Source organism: Xylanibacter ruminicola (assembly GCF_900107775.1).
Lineage (GTDB): Bacteria > Bacteroidota > Bacteroidia > Bacteroidales > Bacteroidaceae > Prevotella > Prevotella ruminicola_C.
This window is the reverse complement of record NZ_FNRF01000005.1, coordinates 225,309-248,762: the sequence shown is the minus strand read 5'-3', so window position 1 is coordinate 248,762 and position 23,454 is coordinate 225,309. Positions and strand designations below refer to the sequence as shown.

Below are 23,454 nucleotides of genomic sequence, written 5' to 3'. Positions count from 1 at the left end.
CCCAAGGTACAATCATCGTGCTTTGGGATTTTTTGCGTATATTTGTCGGCATAAAAACCAAACTAAAGGATAAGATGAAAGTAGGTATTATCGGAACAGGATGGATTGCTGAGAAGGCAGCCATCACCTTAAACGGACTGGACAACTGTGAGGCCTATGCGGTAGGCTCACGCCAACAGGAAACGGCAGACGCTTTTGCTGCCAAGTGGAACATCCCCAAAGCTTACGGCAGTTATACTGAGTTGATAGCCGATAAGGATATCGACCTGGTGTATATCGGCACCCCGCACTCGCACCATTACGATGTAACACGCCAGGCCATCATGGCTGGCAAGCCCTGCTTGGTTGAGAAGGCGTTCATGGCCAATGCCACCCAGGCACAGGATATCATCCAACTGGCACACGAAAAGCAGGTGTTTTTAGCCGAAGCCATCTGGACGCGTTACCAGCCTGCCGTGGGCATCGTGAGGAAACTGATGGCCGACGGACGTATCGGACAGCCCCGAATGGTGACAGCCACCCTGGGCTATTCGATGGGTAACAAGCCTCGCATCATGCGCCCCGACCTTTGCGGCGGCGCCCTACTCGACCTGGGCGTGTATGCCCTTAACTTTGTACGTATGTTCTGCGATGCCGATATCGAAAGTGTCGACGGCCACTGCGTGAAGAGCGATACAGGGATGGATCTGACAAATGCCATCACCATCATTCTCAAGGATGGCATCCTGGCCAATGTGCAGTCGTCGGCCCAATGCGTGGGCGACAATATCGGCGTGATAGCAGGCACCGAGGGCAACATCATCATCGACAACATCAACAATCCCCAAACGATAACCCTCAATGGTCCCGACCGTACGTTTGTTGAAACCATCCACGTGCCACAACAGATAACAGGCTACGAATACCAGTTCCTGGCTTGCCGACAGGCACTCATCGACGGATTGACTGAACCCCGCGAGATGCCCCATGCTGAAACACTTTACGTGATGCAACTGATGGACGAGCTGCGCCACAAATGGGGCGTACGCTACCCGATGGATAACTGATAGCATTCCCGGGTTCGCTGAAAAACTTAAGCGCTTGGTTGATTAAATTAGGCGGATAAGGGCAAATGCATTACTTTTGCCACCGCTTATGACAACAATCAACAACATACTGGGCACCTTTGCCCCTATCACACTCGAGCAGATGAGCAGCGTAAAGCTCATGAATCGCACCGACACCAAGTTTGTTACAAACATGGCTAAGCTGCGCTTGCTGCTACAGATGGCACAAGCCGATTATGATGTGCAGGAGATAGATGGCGAACGTAATCCGGAGTACGACACCACGTACTTTGATACCTACAACTTCGACATGTACAACCAGCACCAGTGGAACCATACCAACCGACAGAAGATACGGTTCCGCACCTACTGCGTAAGTGGTTTGCAGTTTATGGAGGTTAAGACCAAAAACAACCACGGGCGCACCAAGAAAAAACGTATAGAGGTAAGCCATATGGATGTTACCGAGCAACAGTGCCGCCTGTTTCTCGGTCGACATCTGCGCTACGATGTCGATACCTTGCAACCGGCACTCAACAATCATTTCCGTCGCATCACTCTCGTCAACAAAGCCAAGACCGAACGCCTTACCATCGACCAGCAGCTGTGCTTTCACAACCTCATCAGCGGCGTTAACAAACAGATGGACAACCTGGTGATTATCGAACTGAAACGCGACGGACTCATCTACTCGCCTATTCTCCACATGCTGCGCCAGCTGCGCATCCATCCACACGGGTTCTCTAAATACAGCATCGGGTCGGCACTCACCAATCCGCAACTGCAGGTAAACCGCTTTAAGTGCAAACTCATCGAAATAGGAAAACTAGTAAACAATTCATAATATGCAAGACATTTTTTCGAACGGCTTCGGCGACACACTTCTCAGGTTCGCCATCTGTATTTTAGTTAACTGGGCTATCGTACACTTCCTGTACTTCAAGAAAAGCAAACGACAGGATTTTTACTTCACCTTCATGGTCATCTCGGTAGCCATCTTTTTCTTAGTGTACCTCATGATGGGTATGGATCGCGGTAAGGCTACCATGGGCGTAGGGTTAGGCCTTTTTGGTATCTTTTCCATTATGCGCTACCGCACCGACTCCATGCCTGTACGCGAAATGACGTATCTGTTTGTGGTCATCTGCCTGTCGGTAGTTCATGCCATGGCCGACTCGCTGGGTATCGATGTCAACGGGCGACTGATTGGCACCCCCGTGATGGAGCTGGTGGTGATAGATGTGATTACCCTGCTGGCCATCATCCTGTTAGAGCGCACGCTGAAGATGGAAACCTCCAAGTTGGTGCAGTACGACCGCATCGAACTCATTAAGCCCGAGAAACGAAAGGAACTGATAGCCGATCTGGAACTGCGCCTGGGCATCGCCGTAACCGATGTAAAGGTGGGTGCCATCGACTTTCTGCGCGATATGGCCGTGCTGCGTGTGTACTACCAGGGCGATGGCGATAAGGAGATAGATAACAAACTAAAGATTAAAAACTCAGAGTATGCAAATGTGTAAGTATTATGTGGCAGCGCTGCTGTTAATGGGTAGCATGCCAACTATGGCCCAGAGCGACGATTTTGGTCTGTGGAGCGAAGTAAACCTGGAGAAGAAACTGAGTAAGAAGTGGAGCCTGGATGCAGGTGTGGAGTATCGTAATCGTGACAACATGAAGACTGCCGACCGCTGGAGCTTTGGTGCGAATGCTAACTACAAACTCACTGATTGGCTCAAGCTTTCGGCAGGCTACTCATTATTAAACGATCATTATTACAAGCTGAATGATAGCGGCAAGAAATATGCCGATTACTGGGGGCTGCGCCACCGTTTCAACGTATCGGCCACAGCCAGCCAGTCGTTTGGCAACCTTACCCTGTCGCTACGCGAGCGCTGGCAGTACACCTATACCCCCGAAACCACCGTGCAACGCTATTACACCAGCGATGGTACCGAGGCCGACGAGCATACCTACAGCGGTAAAGGCAAGAACGTGTGGCGTAACCGCCTGCAGGCTAAATATAAGCTTGGCAACCTGTTCCGCCCCTATGCCAATGTAGAGACCTACATGTCGAACGGTTGGGATAAGATACGCTATGCCGTAGGTACCGAACTGCGCTTAAACAAGCAACACGCATTCGATATCAAATACATGTACCAGCATCCCTTCGGCCAGGATGATACCGACGGCAACCGTCACATCCTGGTTCTGGGATACACGTATAAGTTCTAAGCGCGCAGGGTACGCATCGCATTCAGCACGGCCAGCACCGTTACGCCCACATCGGCAAACACAGCCATCCACATGGTTGCCACACCAAAGGCAGCCAGAACCAGCACAGCCAACTTAATACCGATGGCCAGCCATACATTCTGTCGGGCGATGGCCAGTGTTCTGCGGGCTATACGGATGGCCGTTGCTATCTTCGATGGCTTATCGTCCATCAGCACCACGTCGGCTGCCTCAATGGCCGCATCGCTACCCAGTCCGCCCATGGCTATACCAATATCGGCACGCGCCAATACAGGGGCATCGTTAATGCCGTCGCCTACAAAGGCCAGCCCATCCCCCATCAGCTGCTCAACATGAGCGACCTTATCAGCAGGCATTAACTCAGCGTGATATTCGGTCAGTCCTAACTGCTTGGCCACGTTATCGGCCACCTCCTGGCGGTCGCCTGTCAGCATCACCGTACGGTTCACGCCCAGCGCATGCAGGGCAGCAATCGCCTCGGCACTATCGGCCTTTATCTGGTCGTTAATCACAATATGTCCGGCATAGGTACCGTTTATGGCCACGTGGATAATCGTACCCGTATGGTGACAGTCGTGCCACTTGGCGCCGATGGCATCCATCAGTTTGGTGTTACCTACAGCCACCTCACGATCGCCCACCTTGGCTATGATGCCCTGTCCGGCCATCTCGCGCACATCGCTCACCTCGCAGCCATCCGTAGCCTCGTCGGGGAACGCATCGCGCAGGGCCGCACCAATGGGATGAGTAGAAAAGTGCTCCACATGAGCCGCCAGGTGCAGCAGCTGGTGATCGTCGATAGCATCCGGATGCACGGCCGTTACGGCAAATTTGCCGTGAGTGAGCGTACCCGTCTTGTCAAACACCACCGTACGCACCTTCGCCAACACATCCATGTAGTTCGCACCCTTTATCAGGATACCACGGCGCGAGGCACCGCCGATACCACCGAAGAATGTCAGCGGCACGCTGATTACCAGCGCACAGGGGCACGACACAACCAGGAACATCAGCGCTCTGTACAGCCAGGTGCTGAAGGCCCCACCCAGCAGTGTAGGCACAACGGCCAGGGCGATGGCGGCAAACACCACGATAGGCGTATAGATACGGGCAAAGCGGGTAATAAACGTTTCGCTTTGCGACTTATGTTCGCCGGCATCCTCAACCAGCTTGATGATTTTCGATACCGTACTCTCACCGTAGGGCTTGGTCACGCGTACACGCAACACACCACTCAGGTTTACGCAGCCCGATATCACCTCGTCGTCCTCGGCCACATCGCGGGGCAACGATTCGCCCGTCAGCGCCACCGTATTCAGCGCACTCGCACCGTCGATGATCACACCATCCAAAGGCACTCTCTCGCCCGGCTTAATAATAATCGTATCGCCCACCTTCACCTCGTCGGGCGCTACTGTCATCTCCTTACTCCTTCCTCCTTCGTCCTTACTCCACAGTGTGGCATAGTCGGGTTTAATCTCCATCAGGTGCGCAATGCTGTCGCGGCTCTTTCCCTCGGCATAGCCCTCAAACAGCTCACCCACCTGGAAGAACAGCATCACAAACACCGCCTCGGGGAACTGTGTTTCGGCCCCTGGCAGGAAACCTATACACAAGGCACCGATGGTGGCAATACTCATCAGGAAGTGCTCGTTAAACGGCTCGCCCTCCAGCAAACCCTCAGCCGCCTCCTTCAAGGTATCATGCCCTATTATTAAGTAAGGTATCAGATAAACCAACAGCAGCTGCCAGGTAGGCAATGCCATTTGGTGTTCTACTATTACCGCCCCAACCAGCAGCACGGCTGTGATAATAATCAGCCTCAACTGTTCACGAGTGTTATGCTCCTCGTGGTGGTGCTCATGCTCATGATGATGCTCGTGCTCATGATGCTCATCATGATGTGCATGTACACCGCAATAATCGCAATTCTTTTCCATATGCTTAATCCTTTTTATTGTTTCTGGGTGCAAAGATACGCAGTATTTCCTGCAACTTGGTTGCAAACATACAAAAAGGGTGTGCCATTTTTTGACACACCCTCATTTAATTCTTACGTTTACGCATTAATTTAGGATGAAGTAGTAAGCCTGTCACCAATACCAAAAGGATAATAATGCCTGTACAATAAACATAAAACGCAGAAGATAGCGCTGGGATAAAACTGATAAAAAAGCGACCAACATGGATTTCTAAGGCGACATTCCACAAAGGCATGCCTTGCTTCTGGAGTACCATGGGCGTGGCGCTGATTTGCTTTTTAAGGGTTTTACCCTTACTATCAACAGCGCCTTTACGCTTATCAAACAACACAAAGCCTGCATGCCCCATGTTGTTAGAATAGCCAACAACGGCCAGTTTCTTGCCGATGGGGGTTACCGTCGAGTCCTCCGGGCAAAAAAGACAAGCGCCTCGCAACGAGCCAATTAACCATGTTACACTATCTACAGACTGAAACACATTAACGCCCATACCCGTAAGTTTAGGATGATGCTTCATCTTTTCAGGTTTGCCACCTAACGTATCGAGCCAGTACATGGAGCGTTTGGTAACCAGCATCCATTTACAAGCATGGGCATTCCATCGAATGGCACGTAAATCGCGCAGATACTGCTGATGCGAGGCAAAGGTAACCTTGCGCACTAAGCCAGATAATGGATCGCGAAGACAAATGCCTGTGATGGTAATGCCTATCGTAAACACAATTAGCCAAAGACCTAAGGCATTGTGCCAACGCAACACAGGGCGCTTAAGCTTTTTACTACCAAAAGTAAAGCACCAACCTGTAACTACAAGTACTATCAGTACTACAGCTATACCATCAACAAAAAACACACCAGGCAACCCGAACAGCTGGCCTGAATGCAATTGCATAATCATGGAAAACAGATTACCTCTTCCCCGCTTATGAGTGCCCTTGATGTGATGAGCCACAAAGCTACGATAGGGATAGGGGCTGGTTATCACAGCGGTATCAGTAACTATTACTAAGGTATCGGCTCTCATCGTCATATCGTGTATAGGCGCTTCGTACAGCCTCACCCACCTGCCATCCCAACAATATACAGCCCACGAAGAGGCGGCCATCAGCTGCCCGTGCGAAGTACGAACAACCGCAAGGATATCACGATTGTCTGCGCCATCAGGGAAACCTTCATTCATCGATTTAAAATAGGTAAAATGCGAGTCGGTTTGCCACATGCCCGCATTACCCCAAACAATAAGTTGCCGATTATCCTTAGCCAAGGTGCCACGTACGATACCATTATTATAATTACGTATCTGGTAACTCTTAGGTAGTGATGCGCGGCTGATATCAATACCCGACACAGATTGGCGATGGTTTAGGATAATACCAGTAACACTAAATAATAAGATGATGATACCGATACCTATCCCTAACCATCGATGCGCCTTTCTGTAAAATTTTCGCATATATTAATTGAACTTTACCTTTACACCAAACACTACCGATGTACCAGGGTTATAGTTGGCATATCGACGATTTGTCCAATCAATACGATTATCTATCTTGTTAAAGATATTATCGATACCCACACTTGGCTCAATCTGCAGATACTTACTGAGCACAAAATTATGGGTGGTGTTCAGGTTCCATACGCCGTAACCTGGGGCATCCTCGTAACCTGGATAATAGGTTTTACTTTGCATGCGACCATTCAGGTTCACATTCAGCGTATAGGTTTTGCCCCAGGTGTGATTGTAGTTGGCTGCCAGAGTAACGGCATTTTTTACGGTACGCTCTAATGGTATCCATTCACCACCTGTTTTGGTAGTAGCATACGTATAAGCGTAGTTGGCCGATAAGGTTAAGCCATTATAAGGATACACGCACACATTGGCATTAACGCCACGAATAATACCTTTATCGCTGTTAAGATAGCGGTTATAGGTAGTCATCTTGGTAAACGATGCCTCAGTAAGGTCGTCGGGGAACGAAGCCAACAGCATTTGCTTGGCAGCCTCATCGATTTCTACCACATCCTTGATAATCATGTTGTTTACGTAATTCAGATAGCCAGTAACATCAATTGAGAAAAGCGAATTGCCATAGCCAGCCGAAAGACTGACATAGTTACTGGTTTCGGGGTTCAGGCCCTTATTACCAAAAGTAACCACGGGTTTGCCACGCATGTTGCTTTTATAATAATGATAGTAAAGCTCGTCCATGCCTGGAGCACGGAAACCTAAGGCATAATTAGCACGGAAGCTGAATGCACCTGGACGATAAAGCAAGGCCACCTTAGGACTAACATGATTGCCAAAGGCTTCGTTATAATCGTAACGAACACCTGCTGTAACACTCATATTATCCAGCAGTTTGGTATCGTGCTGGGCATAGGCCGACAGATTGTAAACATGATTATCAACATCGCCCGAGGTGGCATTGAGGAAGTCGTTTTTCCACTCACCACCAAAAATAGTTGTGCTCCCCTCGTAGAAGTGGTTGATATTCTTAACCTCCAAATCGTACAGGCTCTGCTTCTTGCTCTGTGTGTAATCGCCCACATAATTGGTAATAACGCCCTTCGACTCAACATCGGTCATATACTCATTACCATAACGAAAGGTGTGGCTTAAGAAGTCGACCTGCAAAGAGTGATTATCGTTAAACTCGTACTTAGCGCCTGCAGCCCATCGCTGGGTTTTAAAACGCATATCATAATCGTAACCACTCTCCCAGCCTTCCTGCTTACGAGGACGATCGGTCATCTTATAGTTGTAACTACCCTCGGCATACATCAGCAAACGACTGATGGGATGCAACTCGAAACGCTGGCGAATCAGATTCTGATGATAGCCCACAACCAATGGCTGTAAACTGAGGGCTGTTTCGCCTTCGGGCTCGCTACCTGTATATTCCTGGTTGTTATGGCGCCAACTGTCCACCTCGTTGTGCGAGAATGAAGTATAGCTACTCAGCCACTTAGTGTGGATATTAAGATTGGCATTCTGTGTAAATGCGCCTTTAGCACCAACTCGCGTATCACTCACTGCGCTAATCAGTTTATCTTTAGGCTGATTGGTGATAATATTTACAACACCGCCAATGGCATCGCTACCATAGAGTGCCGAAGCAGCACCATTAAGCACCTCTATACGCTTAATCTGTGCCATATCAATCTGGTTCAAATCTACATTGCCCGAGATATCGCCAACAACCTTCTGACCATTAATGAGAATCAGGATATATTTATTGCCCAGACCATTTAAACGGATATAACTACCCATCGACGAGGGGGCAAACTGCACATTAGGCATCATGCGTGTAAGTGCAGCCTGAAAATCGGTAATACCAGCCTTGGCTATATCGGTGGCCGTCAGCACATGAACGGGAGTGGTTGAGTTCTTCATCAACTCGTGATGGCCATTACCTGTTACTACCACCTGCTGCAAGTTGTAAATACCTGCGTAGCCCGTGGTATCCTGGCTGTTATCCTGAACAGCAAAAACATTGGTGGCATTAGCACATAATACCAATGCTAATACATAATAAAACTTTTTCATTTTTTTCATTAATCATTTATGTTTGTTATTAATAAAGCTCGTTACTGATTTTATCAATGATACGCTGCTGCACTTCGGGTATTTCGAGCAATCCCTCACAGATAACCCTAACAGAATACCCAGCTTTTTCAAACTTATCTTTCCAATCGGCCTGTATATCTTGTAACGCATGATTACCTGCTATCAAGAGCAATGGATAAAGTACCACTTTGCGTGCCTGCTTTGCGTGCAGTATCTTTATAACCATATCCAAATCGGGATAGTTCTCGATGGTACCCACATGATAACGATCATCTACCTCGTGCTGCATCACGTAGTCAATGAGTGCATACATGGCATTAGCCGAATCGTTACTTCCGTGGCCTACTAGAACAACCTCCTCATCAGAATTAGCCTTAATGTGTTTTGCAAGCGTGCGCGCCAACCAACGCGCATCATCGCTATTATAAAGTAAAGGTGACGTGTAGCGTATGCTATCGGCCGACATGCCTGTCGAACTAATATCTGCCTGTAGTTTATCGGTCATAACGCCATCCAAGAGCTGCACGTTAACCACCAGTACAGGGGTCTTTACCTGGCGCAGATTAGCGAAAGCCTCGCTTACTGTATATTTTTCAATACCACGTTTTCGCAAGGCTCTCACCACCATGTCCGACGTATAGGCCTCGGCGATAACCGACTTTGAAAACGTCTGCGACACTTTTGCATTCAACGGTTCCATCGTCTTAGCTCTAGCCGCATCGTTGGCTGTGCCATAATACGTCATCATAATAGATGTTTCCTGAGCATGTACCGAAACAGATGTTAACCAAAACAATCCTAATAAAGAAACTAAATACTTATTCATATATTTTTGGCTGCAAAGGTACTGCGAATCTATCAGCCCTACAATACCTAAAAATAGTGAAAATAATTAAAGACACGATTGATATACTAAGATAGTAATTTATAAACACTATTAATAATATTTGTTTATTAAGAAAGAAACAAATCATATTTATTGTACAGATGAGGATATGATAGCTACAGCGTCACCTGGCACAACCAGCTACACAAGCATATAAACGAGCCTGTATTTTTTTCGTATATAAGTGCTTTCTGTTGCAAAGATACAATTTTTTTTGTATCTTTGCAGCCGAATAATAAAAAACGTATGGACATTACAGAGAGATTTATAAACTATACCCAGTTTGACACACAGTCGGCTGAGGATAGTGACACCGTACCGAGTACGGCGAAACAACTGGTGTTTGCCGAGTACTTGAAGAAAGAACTGGAACATGAGGGACTGAGTGATGTGGAGATGGACGAGAAGGGTTACATCTACGCTACACTGAAGGCCAATACGAAAGATGAGATTCCTACCATCGGATTTATTTCGCACTACGATACCAGCCCCGACTGCTCGGGTGCTGACATCAAGCCACACATTGTACGCAACTACGACGGCAGCGATATTCTGCTTTCGGAGGGCATTATGATGAGTCCCACCAAATTCCCCGAGTTGCTACAGCACACAGGCGAGGACCTGATTGTGACGGATGGTACCACACTATTAGGTGCCGACGACAAGGCGGGCATAGCCGAGATAGTAGAGGCGATGTGCTACCTGCGCGACCACAAGGAGATAAAGCACGGCGATATTCGCGTGGCGTTTAATCCTGACGAGGAGATTGGTATGGGTGCGCACCACTTTGATGTAGAGAAATTCGGTTGCGAATGGGGCTACACGATGGATGGCGGCGATGTGGGCGAACTGGAGTTTGAGAACTTTAATGCTGCCAGCGCCAAGATATATATAAAAGGTGTAAGTGTGCATCCGGGCTATGCCAAGGACAAGATGGTGAATGCCAACCTGCTGGCGATGGAACTGGCTGCGATGCTGCCTGCCGACGAGCGCCCGGAGACTACCGAGGGCTATCAGGGATTCTATCACCTGCTAGGTGTACAGGGATCGGTTGAGAAGGCGAGCATGCACTACATTATACGCGACCACGATCGCGACCGTTTTGAGGAGCGCAAGCGCACACTGGCCAGCGTGGTGGCAGCGATGAACGAGAAATACGGCGAGGGTACTGTAACACTTGAAACAAAGGACCAGTACTACAATATGAAGGAGAAGATTGACCCGCAGATGCACGTGATAGACTTGGTGCTGCGCGCCATGCAGGACTGCGGTGTGGCTCCGAAAGTAAAGCCTATCCGTGGTGGTACGGATGGTGCACAGCTGAGTTTTAAAGGTCTGCCCTGCCCCAACATTTTTGCAGGCGGCGTGAACTTTCATGGACCTTACGAGTTTGTAAGCATCCAATCAATGAACAAAGCAAAAGAAGTGATCATCAAGATATGCGAGCTTACCGCTGGCTTTAATCTTTAATGTTTAATCTTTAATATTAAACAGGGCGTCGAGCGAGTCTTGCTCGCCTACCACCCAGATGATATCACCTGCACGGAACTTACGATTAGGACTATAGGGGGAGAGGCTTTCCTTTCCCTCTTCTAATCCTACCACCATACAACTGAAACGATCACGGATACGACTCTCGATGAGGGTCTGACCCACAAACGGACTATCGGTACCGATAATGAGTTGGCGCAGCTTCATCTCGCGCATCTCCACATCTACATCGGCACCCAGCACCTCGTTCTCGATGGCATCGCGGAAAGCAGTGAACTGCTGGTCGCTACCGATGACCTGAAGTACATCGCCTGGGAACAGGATGTTATAACCATCGGGGATGTTTATACGACGGCCACCACGCAGAATACTACTAACATGCACACCATACTTGGTACCCAACTTGAGCTGTGCCAACGACAGTCCCATCCAAGTGGAGTTGAACGGCACCGTGAAATCGGCAATATGAATATCGCGATCGAGCAACTTGCCCTCGTAGAGCGGACGTTTCTTGCCATGCACCTGGGCCTCGATATCGCGCGAACGCAGGTTCTGGATAAACAGGCGCTCGAGTGTGATGCTACGATGCTTGGTACGACGTGAGAGGATGATGAGCACGATGACTACAAAACCGATGGTAATCATCAAGGCATTGGTGAATCGGCTCAGGAAATTGCAGATGTAGAAGATAAAGCTGACGGCAATGAGGAAACGCACGAGGATGGTGAACAACAATGGCAAACGGTTGCGATTGCTCTCGGCCCACAGGGCTTTCCACTCCTCGCTGTGATTCTTCTTCATCACCATGGCACGCAGGAAAGGTGCGATGAGTGCCACCGTGAGCACACCGGTAATGGCGTTGGCATACCAATGGAGCTCCCAACCGGGCAGCATCTTGCGGGTGACGGGCAGCACAAAGGCAAACATCATGGCAATGGATGCCGACGAAAGGATGGAGTAAACGATGGTGTTGATGGCCATCTGCGTGAGCAGGCGTTTCCACTTGCTCTCCTCCTGACTATGCGTATTGCCCATGGCCAACTGGTTAAGCGACTTGATAAGCTTACCAGGCAGACGCTTCTCAAGGTTATTATAGGCTGGCGTGGCCAGACGAATCATGTAAGGAGTCAAGAAGGTAGTGATGACTGATACGGCTACCACCACGGGATAAAGGAAATCGCCAATAACGCCAAGCGACAAACCTAACGAGGCGATGATGAACGAGAACTCACCAATCTGTGCCATCGAGAAGCCACAACGCATGGCCGACTTGAGCGACTGGCCACCTAACATAAACGAGATGGTGCCGAACACGCTCTGCCCTACAATAATGGTGAGTACCAGGCAGAGGATAGGTATGGCATATTCGACCAGAATCTTTGGATCGACCAGCATACCTACCGACACGAAGAATACGGCACCGAAGAGGTTCTTAACAGGCTCGACGAGTTTCTCGATACGCTCGGCCTCGATGGTCTCAGCCAGGATGCTACCCATGATAAATGCACCGAAAGCTGAGCTGAAGCCTACCTTGGTAGAGAACACCGCCATGGCACAACACAAGCCCAAGGCTACTATCAGCAGCACCTCGTTATTAATGAGTCGGCGCACACGGCGCAGGTACAGCGGGATGGCAAAGATACCCACCACCAGCCATAGGATAAGGAAGAAAACGATACGCATGACCGACTGCAAAAGCTGTCCGCCGCCCATATCAGAACCACTGGCCATGGCACTCAGCATCACCATCATCACAATAGCCAGAATATCCTCGAGTATGAGCACACTCATCACCATGCCCGCAAACTGCTGCTGGCGCAATCCGAGATCGTCGAAAGCCTTATAGATAATGGTGGTACTCGACATGGCGAGCATACCTCCAAGGAAGATGCAGTCCATCTTACCCCAGCCGAACACATGGCCCACCACGATACCGAGCATCATCATACAGAAGATGATGGTGATGGCGGATATGACGGGCGAGGCACCCATCTTAAGAATCTTCTTGAACGAGAAATCCAATCCCAACGAGAACAATAGGAACATCACACCGATATCGGCCCACAGGTGTACGTTGGCCATATCAACAGCCGATGGCGTGTAGGTCATGTTAGGACTAACCAGGAAACCTGCCACGATGTAGCCCAGCACAAGGGGCTGCTTTAAGCGTTTAAATATGAGCGTAACCACACCTGCCACCATCAGGATGAGTGCCAGGTCGGCTATCATTGGGGGTAATTCAGCCATCAGTAAAGATCAATGTTCAATGTTCAACATTCAATGTTACTAGTACCACTGCACAGCGTTTGAGTAACTTGAGCGCTTGTCGTACTTAAGCGCATCGGTAAGAGTTGACGCGTTACAGCGGAATGAGAAGTTATAACTAGTGTAGGGTGCCAACACTACCGAGCACGACATATTGAAGCAATGGAGGTCGCGATTAAGTGAGGCCGTTGTCATAGATATCTTCTTATTATCGAAATCGTAACCAGATGAGAACGAGATGTTCCATCCGTCGCTGATGCGCAGGTTACCACTTACATTGAGATTCTGTGTAAACTTATAAGGATAGCGCATGGTGTTGTAGTTGAACTTTGAGAGGGTCTGGTCCTCACGCATGGTAACACCATAACCGATACTCAGACTCCAAGGCATCTGGAAGGCCATATAGCCATCCTCGTCGGTCTCAGCCTTCGAACCGCTACCTTTACGCTGGGCACCATGCTTGGCTTTCTCCATATCCTTATCCACGTTCGACTCGAGGTTTTCGTCCCACTCGTCATCGTCGTTCTGATTTTTCTTCTTGCCTTTCTTATCATCAACCTTCTCGCCACGCAAACGCTTAAAGAAGTTAGCTATCTTCTCGTTGCTGAGGGTATAAGAGAGGTTCTGCGAGATGCCCTGGAATCGGCCAAGCTTACCCATACCCCAATAGGTGGTGTGCTCTGACACGCGAGGTGTGGCACCAACGCTGTCGGCCTCGTAAACATACGATGCGAACACAGCGTTGAGGTTCAGGGTGTAGCTCTTAGAGAGCTTGAGTCGCAAGCTGGTTGAGAGATCGCTCCAAGGACGGATATCGGCAGCAAAGTTATACGACATCGACATGCGGAACTCGTCGATGAGCGAAATCTTCTTAAAGCCGGTAGAATCATCGTCGCTCTTTACCTTCATTTCGAGGTTCTGCGAGAGGTCCATCGAGAGGCTACCGGTTTTACCCTTGCCTGGCACGCCGTAAGGACCAATCTGGTAAGGCGAGTACTCAACCATTGTCACCTTGCCATCAGCATCGGTTTTCTGATAGTAATCGTAATAGCCATAGCGCGACGCACTGAAGTCGGGGGCGTAGCTGAAGCTAACGGTTGGCGTGATCACGTGGCGGATAGCATTAATCTTATCGCCGAATATCTTACGGTTGGGCACCCACATACCGTAAAGCTTGGTAGAGGCGCCAACACTGAAGTTCCAGTTGTAAACGTTATAGAAACCGCTCAGGGTATCTACTACCTCGCGCTGAGCAGCGGCATCCCACGACTTGTGTACCTTGCTGAAATAGGTACGGTCGGTAAAGTTGAACGAGGGGTTGAGGTTGAGATAGCCGAACAGGGTAAAGTTACCGCTGATAGGTATAGAGTGCTGCATGCCGTTCTTCCAGTCCTTCGACAGCGACGAGTGCAGCAGTTTATCTTCTTTAGTGGTTATCTCGTTCTTGATCTGACCGGTGTACTGCATCGAGATTTTCTCGTACCAGCGCTCATCGCCTACTCTCTTTTTACGCTTAAAGGGATAGAAACGGGCGATAGAGATATTCAGGTCGGGCAGCGTAAGCGAGATAGTACTGTCGCGCATATTCTGGTTTAAGTTGGTGGTTGAGCTCAATGTCATACCAATGCTCGAGAATGTGGTGCTCCACGATACCGACGAGGTACGTGTTGACTGGGTGAGCGTCTGGGGATTGTACATCGAGGTAAGGTTATTGCGCTCGTAGCTGCTGGTGGCAAAGTTTACGTTTGCCGAGAGCTGCGAGTATGGGTTGGCCTTGGCATCCTGACGATGACTCCAAACTACCTTAAAGCTGGTTTGCTTAGAGTAGTCGGGCATATTCTTTTCGCCGTTGATGGTGTTCTGATAGCTGGCCAGGAACGAACCGCTGTAACGGTAACGCTTGCGATAGTTAGAGGCTGCCGAGAGGCCCCATGATCCTTTGGTATAGATCTCGCCAATCAGCTTCAGGTCCATCTTATCGTTGATGGCAAAATAGTAACCACCATCGCGCAGATAGAAACCACGCTCGGTCTCATCACCATAGGTTGGCATGATGAGTCCGCTTGAGTAGCTCTTGGTGAAGGGGAAGAATCCGTAAGGGATGGCCAATGGCAGAGGAACATCAGCAACTACCAGATAGGTAGGACCGAACACCACATCCTTACCTGGGCGCACCTTGGCACGCGACATGGCAAGGTAAAAATCGGGATGAGGATCGTCGCAAGTGGTGTAACGACCGTGCTGCAGGAACATCTCGCCATCAGCACCGCGCTTCGACAACTCACTGGTTAAGAAACCTTCCTGCTGCTGCGTATATACGCTAGAAATCAAACCTTTCTTGGTTTTGAAGTTAAAGGCCATGGTATCGCTCTGGTACTCATCATTACCCATCTTGAAAACGGGGGTACCTTTGAGTTCGTTGGCTGTAGAATCGAAACTACCCGTGGCATGTACCAAGCTACTGTCAAGACTCATGTAAATCTTGTCGCTCTGCAGGTCCATATTCTGATACTTCACCTTCGAGTCGCCATACAGATGGGCCAGACCCGAAGCAGCTTCGTAAGTAAGCGAATCCTCAGCCGAATACTCTACTGGCGAATCGATACCATTTTTACGACGCTTATTGATACTATCCTGCGCCAACGAATCATCGATGGCCTTGTTATGGCGATAGATGGCAAGCTGGATAGAGTCCATCTGAGTGGTATCGGCGGTAGCCTTGATGGTATCCAAGGCTGCTTTAAAGGTATCCTCGACGATACTGTCGGCCGGGATACTATCATTGTTACCAGAGCCTTGCTGAACTCTGGAAACCATCTTCATTGGCACTTCCGCCATCACCAACAGGATAACGAAAGCGAACACAATCAATACCGATTTTCTTTTCACGGGTGCAAAATTACAAATAATTCTGCGATTTTCGCCATAGATTAACAGAGATTATCACAAAAATTTTACTTTATTCGAACATATCAACCCATTTCAGGAACTTCTGTACACCTTCGGCACCGAATTTCTCCAGACTCTGCGCTGTTTCTACTACCGAACGCTCATGGGCGATATGTGACTTTGAATAGAACTTATCGGCATAGCACACCACCTGCTCTTCGAGTGTCTCGGGCTCATAACAACGATCGAGTGGCAATGGCAGTTGCTGGCGCTCGATCTGTGCACGGGTAAGACCAGTACCGGTATGGCGCTCGCATACCAGCGCATGCCGCAAAAAGCCCTCGTTGCGCAGTATCTCGCCACCTAAATAACCATGACAGATGTAAGGTTCGGTGCCTACGCACTCGATACTGGGGGCGTTACAACGAAAAATGCCGATATCATGCAGCATAGCTGCCTCTTCTAAGAACTCGGTATCCAGACGTAGTTCGGGGTGCTGCTTGGCAATCTTCAAGCATCTATCCGCCACCTGACGACTATGTACCAAAAGTATCCGCCGGAGTTCATTCTCCGACGGATAATACTTGTCTATAATAGATTGATAATCCATTATGCTTCGCGCTCAATCCAGGCGATGGTGTCGCCCTGACGAATGTTCTGACCAGGCTTAACGCTGATATCAACCAGCTTACCACCCATAGCGGCAGGGATTGATACAATCTCGCCCCACTTGGTCTGCAGATAGCAGAAGGTGTCGCCCTCCTTGTACTTCTGACCGATGAATGGCTCAACACATGGTGCCAGTACACCTTCGCCACCGAAGCCCCACAACAGCTGACCAGCCAGAGGAGCCTTTACAGCGTCGGCCTTAGCATGCTTGATAGCGTCGATCTCTTCCTGCGAAATCTTCTGACCACCACCCAGCTTGGCATCCTTAGCCTTCTGGATATCAGCCAGCAGCTGCTTCTTTGCCTGACCGCTCTTGAATGGACGGTACTGCTCAGGGTGCATAGCCAGCTCGAACAGCTCCTCGTCGTCCTGTCCGTAATCCCAACCGTTCTCGTCCATCTCCTTGCGGAAGGTATCGAGTGAGTTCTGCAACAGCGTGTGAGGATCGGCATCAGTGAACTTAAGCCCCTTCTTCTCGGCCAGCTCAACCAGCTCGGGAGCGATTGTTCCGGGCACCTTACCGCTCTTACCAAGAATCATACCCCAGATGGCATCGTCCATCATCACGTAACGACCCTTGCCCTGCTCCATGGTGAGGAGGTTCATCAGAGCGATATTCTTAGTGTACTGAGAGAATGGTGTTACCAATGGGGGATAACCAACCTTTGGCCATACGTACTCTACCTCGTTGAACAGCTTAACCAGCATATCGTCCATAGTGAGTGCGTTCTCACCCTTCTTCTCGCGTTCCTTATTAATCATCTTCTGGATAGGACCAAGATCGGCCATCATAGATCCCATCATACCACCAGGCAGACCGCAACCAAGCAACAGTGATGACATGTGCTTGTTAGCAGGGTTGATGAAGCAACCCAACCAGTCGTCGATAAACTCCTGAGTGAGCGTACGTGCCTGCATATAAGCGTTCATATCCAGATCGGCCACCTCGAAGCCCTCGTTCTTCAGCATCGAACGAACCGAGATGATATCTGGGTGAACCTTACCCCATGACAGAGGCTCGATAGCAGTATCGATCACGTCGGCACCATTGTTACAAACCTCGAGGATAGATGCCATCGACAATCCAGGACCTGAATGTCCGTGGTACTGAATGATGATATCGGGGTGCTTGGTCTTGATAGCCTTGGTAAGCTTACCCAGCATAGCAGGCTGACCGATACCAGCCATATCCTTCAAACAGATCTCCTCGGCACCAGCAGCGATTACCTCGTCGGCAATAGCAGCATAGTACTCAACGGTGTGAACTGGCGAAGTGGTGATACACAATGTAGCCTGAGGTGTCATACCACCCTCCTTGGCCCACTTGATACTTGGAATGATATTACGGGTATCGTTCAATCCACAGAAGATACGAGTGATATCTACACCCTGAGCGTGCTTAACCTTATACATCAGTGCACGAACATCATCGGGTACAGGATACATACGGAGTGCGTTGAGACCGCGATCCAGCATGTGAGTCTTAATGCCAACCTCGTTGAAAGGCTTACAGAAAGCACGAACAGCCAGGTTAGGATTCTCACCTGCCATCAGGTTCACCTGCTCAAAGGCACCACCATTGGTTTCTACTCGGGCAAAACAGCCCATATCGATAATGGCGGGCGCAATGCGTTCCAGCTGGTCTTTACGAGGCTGGAATTTGCCTGAACTCTGCCACATGTCTCTGTAAACGAGACTGAATTGAATCTTCTTTTTTGCCATATTTTATAAGCTTATTTTCAAAATTTGAATGCAAATATAGCACTTTTTCTGCACATAGCGGTATTATTACTAATATTTTTATGTTTTTTAGCGCATTCATTTCTTTCGACACCGAAAGAAACGAATCAAAGAAAGGTGCGAAAACGTCCTGAGCTCGGAGGCCGGCACACAAATTCTTCAAATCACTCAAAGAACTCGCTACGCTCAAACAGCTTTTCGTATTTCGTTGCTCAGATTGCGTTCCGCAATCAGAGACTCAATGTTGATTCAAAGAATTTGCATTCCTCTAAAGACCTCCTCGTGCGGAATGTTTTCGAACGTTTTATCCCAACGAAGAAGTGCGTAAGACAAAAGTAACTAGAGAAAAAGAAAGTAATCCCAAAAACATTCCGCACGAGGAGGTATTTATAGGATGTACTATTATCGGAATCATTTTCGATTCTTGTATCGCGTAAGCGAGACAAGCAAATCGACATGAGGAGCTGTTTGAGCGAAGCGAGTTCTCCGAATGATTACGATAATCGGACATCCGGCCTCCGAGCCAGGACGTTTTTGGGACTACTTTCTTTTTCGACCCACGCGAGGACTACTTTTTCGTTTCCGCGAACTAACTAATCAAATCATTTGAAAGTGTGATTCATTAGTCTTTGTTCGGCGAGGGTTTCGAATTTGGTGCCGGGGCGACCGTAGTTGGCGTAGGGGTAAATGCTGATACCACCACGGGGAGTGAAAAGACCGATTACCTCGATGTACTTGGGATCCATGAGACGAACCAAGTCCTTCATAATCACATTCACACAGTCCTCATGGAAATCACCATGGTTACGGAAGCTGAACAGATAGAGCTTCAAACTCTTACTCTCCACCATCTTCTCACCCGGAATATACATAATCTTGATCTCAGCAAAATCAGGCTGACCCGTGATAGGGCACAACGATGTAAACTCAGGACAGTTGAACTGCACCCAATAATCATTCTCAGGATGCTTGTTCATAAACGTCTCAAGCACCTCGGGTGCATAATCACTCTTGTACTCAGTCTTCTTACCGAGTGCCTGCAAACCTTCTTGTTCTCTCATCATAAACATTCTTTTAGTCGCTAAAGCTTTGTAAAAGCGAGCAAAGCTCGAGCGAAACATTAAACACTATAGTTCCTTGACCTTGAAGATGTTGTACGTTACATCCTTGTCGAACACATCCTCGTGGTCGTGCTTCTTGGTAAAGTTTACCACACGGATGGTTACAGGAAGTGCAATGATTTCGTAAACCGTCTTCAGTGTTACCTGTGTGATAACCAGCGATGGCATCTCCTCCCAGGGGATAACACCACCCAGCGCCAGGGGGAAGAAGATGATTGAGTCGGTAAGCTCACCCCAGACAGTACTCATCACTGCACGTGCCGAGAAATTCTTACCGTTCGAACTCAACTTCATCTTACTCATCACGTAGGCATTCATAAACGATCCTGCCAGGAAAGCCAGGAACGATGCACCGGCGATACGAGGCGCCAATCCGAAAATCTGATGGAATCCCTCCTCGCCATGCCAGTACGAGGCACCAGGAATCCAGTCGGCGATGGCACCAAACACCACAAACATAAAGTTCATGGCAAAGCCCAGCCAGATGAGCAGACGCGTACGACGGTATCCCCACACCTCGCAAACCACATCGTTGATGATGTAACTTACGGGGAACACAATGAGTCCAGCCGTCATGTTAGCAGGTCCAAACGAAATCTGTTTTGTCTCCAATACGTTTGCCGTAATCAGGCACACGCAAAACAGTATGCCGTAAAACATAAACAGCACACTGATCCTCTGATTGTCTTTTAATTTTTCCATATTTCTTGTTTTTTTAAAGGGGGTGTTCAAGTACCCCTGTTATCCACTATAAAAGATACAGCAACCAACCCATGTAGCCCATAAAGGTAAGTATCAGTACCCATCCCTCGCGGCGCGATACAAAATACTTGGTGATTGCAAATATCCACATCAGTCCAATACTAATCAGCATCATCATCAGGTCGACGATGGTGATACCCATAATGCGCATGGGGTGAACCACCGAAGTGATGCCGAGAATAAGCAGAATATTAAACACATTCGAGCCGATGACATTTCCGATAGCCATGGCCGAACGACCCTTGTAAGCAGCCACCACGCTGGTAGCCAACTCGGGTAGCGACGTGCCGCCAGCCACGATGGTAAGACCTACCACACTCTGACGGATACCGAAACGATAAGCCACATAGGTAGCACCGTTTACAAAGATATGACTGCCCACGATTAAGCAGCCCAGTCCGAGACCAATCCAGAACAGGTTACGCCACAGGTGCGTATAATCCTTCTTGGGCTTTTCGCGCTCCACACCCAGTTCCTCGTCAAGGAAATCCAACTTTCCATCTTTTGCAGCCATCTGGAAGGTGTAAACCATAAAGGCCACAAAGCCGATGAGCAGGATGATACCATCCGAACGACTGATTTCGTTACCCCACAGGTGTACCGAGCCCATATCGTCGGCACAGAGCATAAAGAGTAGCAACGAGGCACCGATAGCAAAGGGAATATCCTTCTTTACCGTGTTGGGCGCCACAGCGATTGGCGCTACTGCAGCCGAACAACCTACAATAAGCAGGGTGTTGAAGATGTTAGAACCTATCACATTACCTACAGCCAGATCGGGTGTACCCTTCAGGGCCGACATCAGACTCACAAACAGCTCGGGCGCCGAAGTGCCGGCAGCTACGATGGTAAGACCTATCACGATTTCGGGCACACGCATGTCGCGGGCCAGCTTTGAGGCTCCATCCGTCATACGATCGGCTCCCCAGATAACGAGGATGATACCTACGACGATCAGTCCGATGTTAAATAATGTCATAGTTTTCTCGGTTTTTATTCCATGTCGCTGATAAACGCATCCAAACTGCGACGATCCTTCTTGGTGGGACGACCGGTACCACGGGCACGATCAACGAAACCACTGATACGCGTCATCTCCAGCAGTTCGTACTGCTCAGGAGCCGTCACATTCTCGTAGATTTCGGGCAGGAGTTTTGCTCCTACACGCTGTTCGATAGTCTTCAGAATACGGAACGAGTAGGTAATGGGCGGTTTGCGCACGCTTACAGTCTCGCCTACCTTCACCATACGCGAGGGCTTTACGTTCACCCCACCGATGGCAACGCGACCGTTCTTACAAGCATCGGCTGCAATAGAGCGGGTCTTAAAGATACGCGATGCCCAAAGCCACTTGTCAATTCTTGCTTCTTCCATAAACTATTTCTTACCCAGTTTGTTAAACTGGTTCATAGTGATATCGATACCAGCCAACACAAAGCTCTTGATAATTTCGCAAGCAGTATCGATGCTTGGTGCGAGGGTTTTCATATCCTCCTCGTCGTACTTGCCGAGCACCCAATCCACCTGCATGCCGCGTGGAAAATCGTTGCCGATACCCATACGCAAGCGAGCATAGTTCTGTCCGATGAGCTGCTGAATATGGCCCAATCCATTATGTCCACCATTAGAGCCACCAGCCTTCAAGCGGAAAGCACCGAGAGGCAGAGCCACATCGTCGCTGATAACCAGCAAACGGTTCTGTTCGATATTTTCCTTATTCAGCCAGTAACGAACGGCGTTACCGCTCAGGTTCATGTAGGTGGATGGCTTAAGCAGGATAACCTTACGGCCCTTCAGCGATGTTTCGGCCACAAAACCATAGCGTTTATCTTCAAAATGAATATTGGATGCCTTGGCAAAAGCATCCAATACCATAAAGCCTGTATTGTGGCGGGTGTTCTCGTACTCGTCGCCGATATTTCCCAGTCCAACAATCAAGTACTTATCCATTCGCAAACGAATTAGATAAATTACTCAGCAGCCTGGGCAGCTGCAGAACGAGAAGCACGTGTAGCCTTAACTGAGCATACTACAACCTGAGCAGGAGTAGCGATCTGCAGACCATCGAAGTTCAGCTCAGCTACCTTGATAGCCTTACCGAGCTTGAGCTCTGTAACGTCTACATTCAGAACCTCAGGAATCTGCTTGTAAGGAGCTGTTACGTTCAGTGTGCGAACAGCCTGGCTCAGACGACCACCATCACGAACACCCTGAGCGTGACCAACGAGCTTAACAGGGATACCAATTGTGATTGGCTTCTCCTCGTTTACCTCATAGAAGTCAACGTGCAGCAGAGCATCTGTTGTTGGGTGGAACTGGAGCTCCTTCATTACAGCCTTGTGAGCCTCACCATCGATAGTCAGGTTTACAACATAAACATCAGGTGAATAAACAACACGACGGAGCTGTGAAGCAGGAATAGCAAAAGACATTGAAACGGGCAGACCGTTCTCACCCTTTGCCTCACCGTACATGTTACAAGGTACAAGACCCTCCTTACGCATTTCCTTGCTGGCCTTCTTGCCAGTTGTGGCACGCTTCTGGCCACTTACGCTAATTTCTTTCATAAATGTGTTACTCTAAATTAAGTTTAAAAATTTACGTTTTGCTTAATTCGCCATCACACGAATCTCGGCACGAAGCCGAAAAAGCGGTGCAAAGGTACTACTTTTTTTGATACCAACCAAATATTTGGCTAAAAAACCTCAATTTTCTGTATTTTTCTTGCTTATTCCGACCTTTTTTACTAATTTTGCAGCCGATTTAAACGAAAAGTTTA

At 48.8% G+C, this 23,454-nt stretch carries 19 protein-coding genes; 5 read left to right on the top strand and 14 right to left on the bottom strand.

The features are described 5' to 3' along the window. Positions 1 to 74 precede the first annotated feature (74 nt). The 4 genes from BLU97_RS13340 (at position 75) to BLU97_RS13325 (ending at position 3,281) form a co-directional block, all read left to right on the top strand. Positions 75 to 1,046: a Gfo/Idh/MocA family protein gene (locus BLU97_RS13340; RefSeq protein WP_074761982.1), complete on the top strand. Its 972-nt coding sequence runs from the start codon at positions 75 to 77 to the stop codon at positions 1,044 to 1,046. 88 nt (positions 1,047 to 1,134) lie between these two features. Next, positions 1,135 to 1,890 carry a polyphosphate polymerase domain-containing protein gene (locus BLU97_RS13335; RefSeq protein ID WP_013064521.1) on the top strand — a complete coding sequence of 252 codons (756 nt, stop codon included), beginning with the start codon at positions 1,135 to 1,137 and terminating at the stop codon, positions 1,888 to 1,890. A gap of 1 nt (position 1,891) precedes the next feature. Then, positions 1,892 to 2,569 carry a DUF4956 domain-containing protein gene (locus BLU97_RS13330; RefSeq protein ID WP_074761981.1) on the top strand — a complete coding sequence of 226 codons (678 nt, stop codon included), beginning with the start codon at positions 1,892 to 1,894 and terminating at the stop codon, positions 2,567 to 2,569. Beyond that, entirely contained in the window at positions 2,562 to 3,281 is a 720-nt protein-coding gene (locus tag BLU97_RS13325) for a DUF2490 domain-containing protein (RefSeq protein ID WP_175456388.1), read from the top strand. Before BLU97_RS13330 ends, BLU97_RS13325 begins: the two co-directional genes overlap by 8 nt. On the opposite strand, the gene BLU97_RS13320 is transcribed toward BLU97_RS13325, so the two are convergent. From BLU97_RS13320 to BLU97_RS13305, 4 genes are all read right to left on the bottom strand, one after another. Further along, positions 3,278 to 5,242, bottom strand: a complete 1,965-nt coding sequence (locus BLU97_RS13320; RefSeq protein ID WP_254771726.1) for a heavy metal translocating P-type ATPase — start codon at positions 5,240 to 5,242, stop codon at positions 3,278 to 3,280. The two genes, BLU97_RS13325 and BLU97_RS13320, sit on opposite strands and share 4 nt — an antisense overlap. 106 nt (positions 5,243 to 5,348) lie before the next feature. Continuing rightward, positions 5,349 to 6,737, bottom strand: a complete 1,389-nt coding sequence (locus tag BLU97_RS13315) for a PepSY domain-containing protein (RefSeq protein ID WP_074761979.1) — start codon at positions 6,735 to 6,737, stop codon at positions 5,349 to 5,351. A gap of 3 nt (positions 6,738 to 6,740) precedes the next feature. Continuing rightward, positions 6,741 to 8,831, bottom strand: coding sequence for a TonB-dependent receptor plug domain-containing protein (locus BLU97_RS13310; protein WP_074761978.1), 2,091 nt, complete (start codon positions 8,829 to 8,831; stop codon positions 6,741 to 6,743). Positions 8,832 to 8,859: 28 nt separating this feature from the next. Then, positions 8,860 to 9,678 carry a sirohydrochlorin cobaltochelatase gene (locus tag BLU97_RS13305; protein ID WP_074761977.1) on the bottom strand — a complete coding sequence of 273 codons (819 nt, stop codon included), beginning with the start codon at positions 9,676 to 9,678 and terminating at the stop codon, positions 8,860 to 8,862. A gap of 306 nt (positions 9,679 to 9,984) precedes the next feature. On the opposite strand from BLU97_RS13305, the gene pepT reads away from it, so the two are divergent. Next, positions 9,985 to 11,208 (top strand): peptidase T, encoded by a 1,224-nt coding sequence (gene pepT, locus BLU97_RS13300; protein WP_074761976.1) that lies wholly within the window; start codon positions 9,985 to 9,987, stop codon positions 11,206 to 11,208. Positions 11,209 to 11,211: 3 nt separating this feature from the next. On the opposite strand, the gene BLU97_RS13295 is transcribed toward pepT, so the two are convergent. From BLU97_RS13295 to BLU97_RS13250, 10 genes are all read right to left on the bottom strand, one after another. After that, positions 11,212 to 13,476: a cation:proton antiporter gene (locus tag BLU97_RS13295; RefSeq protein WP_074761975.1), complete on the bottom strand. Its 2,265-nt coding sequence runs from the start codon at positions 13,474 to 13,476 to the stop codon at positions 11,212 to 11,214. A 39-nt stretch (positions 13,477 to 13,515) separates the two neighbouring features. Beyond that, a complete protein-coding gene (locus tag BLU97_RS13290; RefSeq protein WP_074761974.1) occupies positions 13,516 to 16,383 on the bottom strand; it encodes a putative LPS assembly protein LptD in 2,868 nt (955 codons plus the stop codon). A 70-nt stretch (positions 16,384 to 16,453) separates the two neighbouring features. Next, the gene (locus BLU97_RS13285) at positions 16,454 to 16,993 is read right to left on the bottom strand and encodes an HD domain-containing protein (protein ID WP_074761973.1); all 540 of its coding nucleotides are present in this window, start codon (positions 16,991 to 16,993) and stop codon (positions 16,454 to 16,456) included. After that, complete coding sequence (locus tag BLU97_RS13280; protein WP_074761972.1) at positions 16,993 to 18,774, bottom strand: oxaloacetate decarboxylase; 1,782 nt, start codon at positions 18,772 to 18,774, stop codon at positions 16,993 to 16,995. Before BLU97_RS13280 ends, BLU97_RS13285 begins: the two co-directional genes overlap by 1 nt. 620 nt (positions 18,775 to 19,394) lie before the next feature. Next, positions 19,395 to 19,856, bottom strand: a complete 462-nt coding sequence (queF, locus tag BLU97_RS13275; RefSeq protein WP_175456387.1) for a preQ(1) synthase — start codon at positions 19,854 to 19,856, stop codon at positions 19,395 to 19,397. Positions 19,857 to 19,919: 63 nt separating this feature from the next. Then, positions 19,920 to 20,615 (bottom strand): queuosine precursor transporter, encoded by a 696-nt coding sequence (locus BLU97_RS13270; RefSeq protein ID WP_013064422.1) that lies wholly within the window; start codon positions 20,613 to 20,615, stop codon positions 19,920 to 19,922. Between the two features lie 46 nt (positions 20,616 to 20,661). After that, positions 20,662 to 21,654, bottom strand: a complete 993-nt coding sequence (locus BLU97_RS13265; protein ID WP_013063960.1) for a calcium/sodium antiporter — start codon at positions 21,652 to 21,654, stop codon at positions 20,662 to 20,664. A gap of 14 nt (positions 21,655 to 21,668) precedes the next feature. After that, positions 21,669 to 22,049, bottom strand: a complete 381-nt coding sequence (locus BLU97_RS13260; protein WP_074761970.1) for an RNA-binding S4 domain-containing protein — start codon at positions 22,047 to 22,049, stop codon at positions 21,669 to 21,671. A gap of 3 nt (positions 22,050 to 22,052) precedes the next feature. Then, positions 22,053 to 22,625 carry an aminoacyl-tRNA hydrolase gene (gene pth, locus BLU97_RS13255; RefSeq protein ID WP_074761969.1) on the bottom strand — a complete coding sequence of 191 codons (573 nt, stop codon included), beginning with the start codon at positions 22,623 to 22,625 and terminating at the stop codon, positions 22,053 to 22,055. Between the two features lie 20 nt (positions 22,626 to 22,645). Further along, positions 22,646 to 23,242, bottom strand: a complete 597-nt coding sequence (locus BLU97_RS13250) for a 50S ribosomal protein L25/general stress protein Ctc (RefSeq protein ID WP_074761968.1) — start codon at positions 23,240 to 23,242, stop codon at positions 22,646 to 22,648. Positions 23,243 to 23,454: the final 212 nt, after the last annotated feature.

Excerpts from the sequence above, each read along its gene's own strand:
- BLU97_RS13340 (WP_074761982.1), top strand. The coding sequence starts at position 75 with ATGAAAGTAGGTATTATCGGAACAGGATGGATTGCTGAGAAGGCAGCC.
- BLU97_RS13335 (WP_013064521.1), top strand. The coding sequence starts at position 1,135 with ATGACAACAATCAACAACATACTGGGCACCTTTGCCCCTATCACACTC.
- BLU97_RS13330 (WP_074761981.1), top strand. The coding sequence starts at position 1,892 with ATGCAAGACATTTTTTCGAACGGCTTCGGCGACACACTTCTCAGGTTC.
- BLU97_RS13325 (WP_175456388.1), top strand. The coding sequence starts at position 2,562 with ATGTGTAAGTATTATGTGGCAGCGCTGCTGTTAATGGGTAGCATGCCA.
- BLU97_RS13320 (WP_254771726.1), bottom strand. The coding sequence starts at position 5,242 with ATGGAAAAGAATTGCGATTATTGCGGTGTACATGCACATCATGATGAG.
- BLU97_RS13315 (WP_074761979.1), bottom strand. The coding sequence starts at position 6,737 with ATGCGAAAATTTTACAGAAAGGCGCATCGATGGTTAGGGATAGGTATC.
- BLU97_RS13310 (WP_074761978.1), bottom strand. The coding sequence starts at position 8,831 with ATGAAAAAGTTTTATTATGTATTAGCATTGGTATTATGTGCTAATGCC.
- BLU97_RS13305 (WP_074761977.1), bottom strand. The coding sequence starts at position 9,678 with ATGAATAAGTATTTAGTTTCTTTATTAGGATTGTTTTGGTTAACATCT.
- pepT (WP_074761976.1), top strand. The coding sequence starts at position 9,985 with ATGGACATTACAGAGAGATTTATAAACTATACCCAGTTTGACACACAG.
- BLU97_RS13295 (WP_074761975.1), bottom strand. The coding sequence starts at position 13,476 with ATGGCTGAATTACCCCCAATGATAGCCGACCTGGCACTCATCCTGATG.
- BLU97_RS13285 (WP_074761973.1), bottom strand. The coding sequence starts at position 16,993 with ATGGATTATCAATCTATTATAGACAAGTATTATCCGTCGGAGAATGAA.
- BLU97_RS13280 (WP_074761972.1), bottom strand. The coding sequence starts at position 18,774 with ATGGCAAAAAAGAAGATTCAATTCAGTCTCGTTTACAGAGACATGTGG.
- queF (WP_175456387.1), bottom strand. The coding sequence starts at position 19,856 with ATGATGAGAGAACAAGAAGGTTTGCAGGCACTCGGTAAGAAGACTGAG.
- BLU97_RS13270 (WP_013064422.1), bottom strand. The coding sequence starts at position 20,615 with ATGGAAAAATTAAAAGACAATCAGAGGATCAGTGTGCTGTTTATGTTT.
- BLU97_RS13265 (WP_013063960.1), bottom strand. The coding sequence starts at position 21,654 with ATGACATTATTTAACATCGGACTGATCGTCGTAGGTATCATCCTCGTT.
- BLU97_RS13260 (WP_074761970.1), bottom strand. The coding sequence starts at position 22,049 with ATGGAAGAAGCAAGAATTGACAAGTGGCTTTGGGCATCGCGTATCTTT.
- pth (WP_074761969.1), bottom strand. The coding sequence starts at position 22,625 with ATGGATAAGTACTTGATTGTTGGACTGGGAAATATCGGCGACGAGTAC.
- BLU97_RS13250 (WP_074761968.1), bottom strand. The coding sequence starts at position 23,242 with ATGAAAGAAATTAGCGTAAGTGGCCAGAAGCGTGCCACAACTGGCAAG.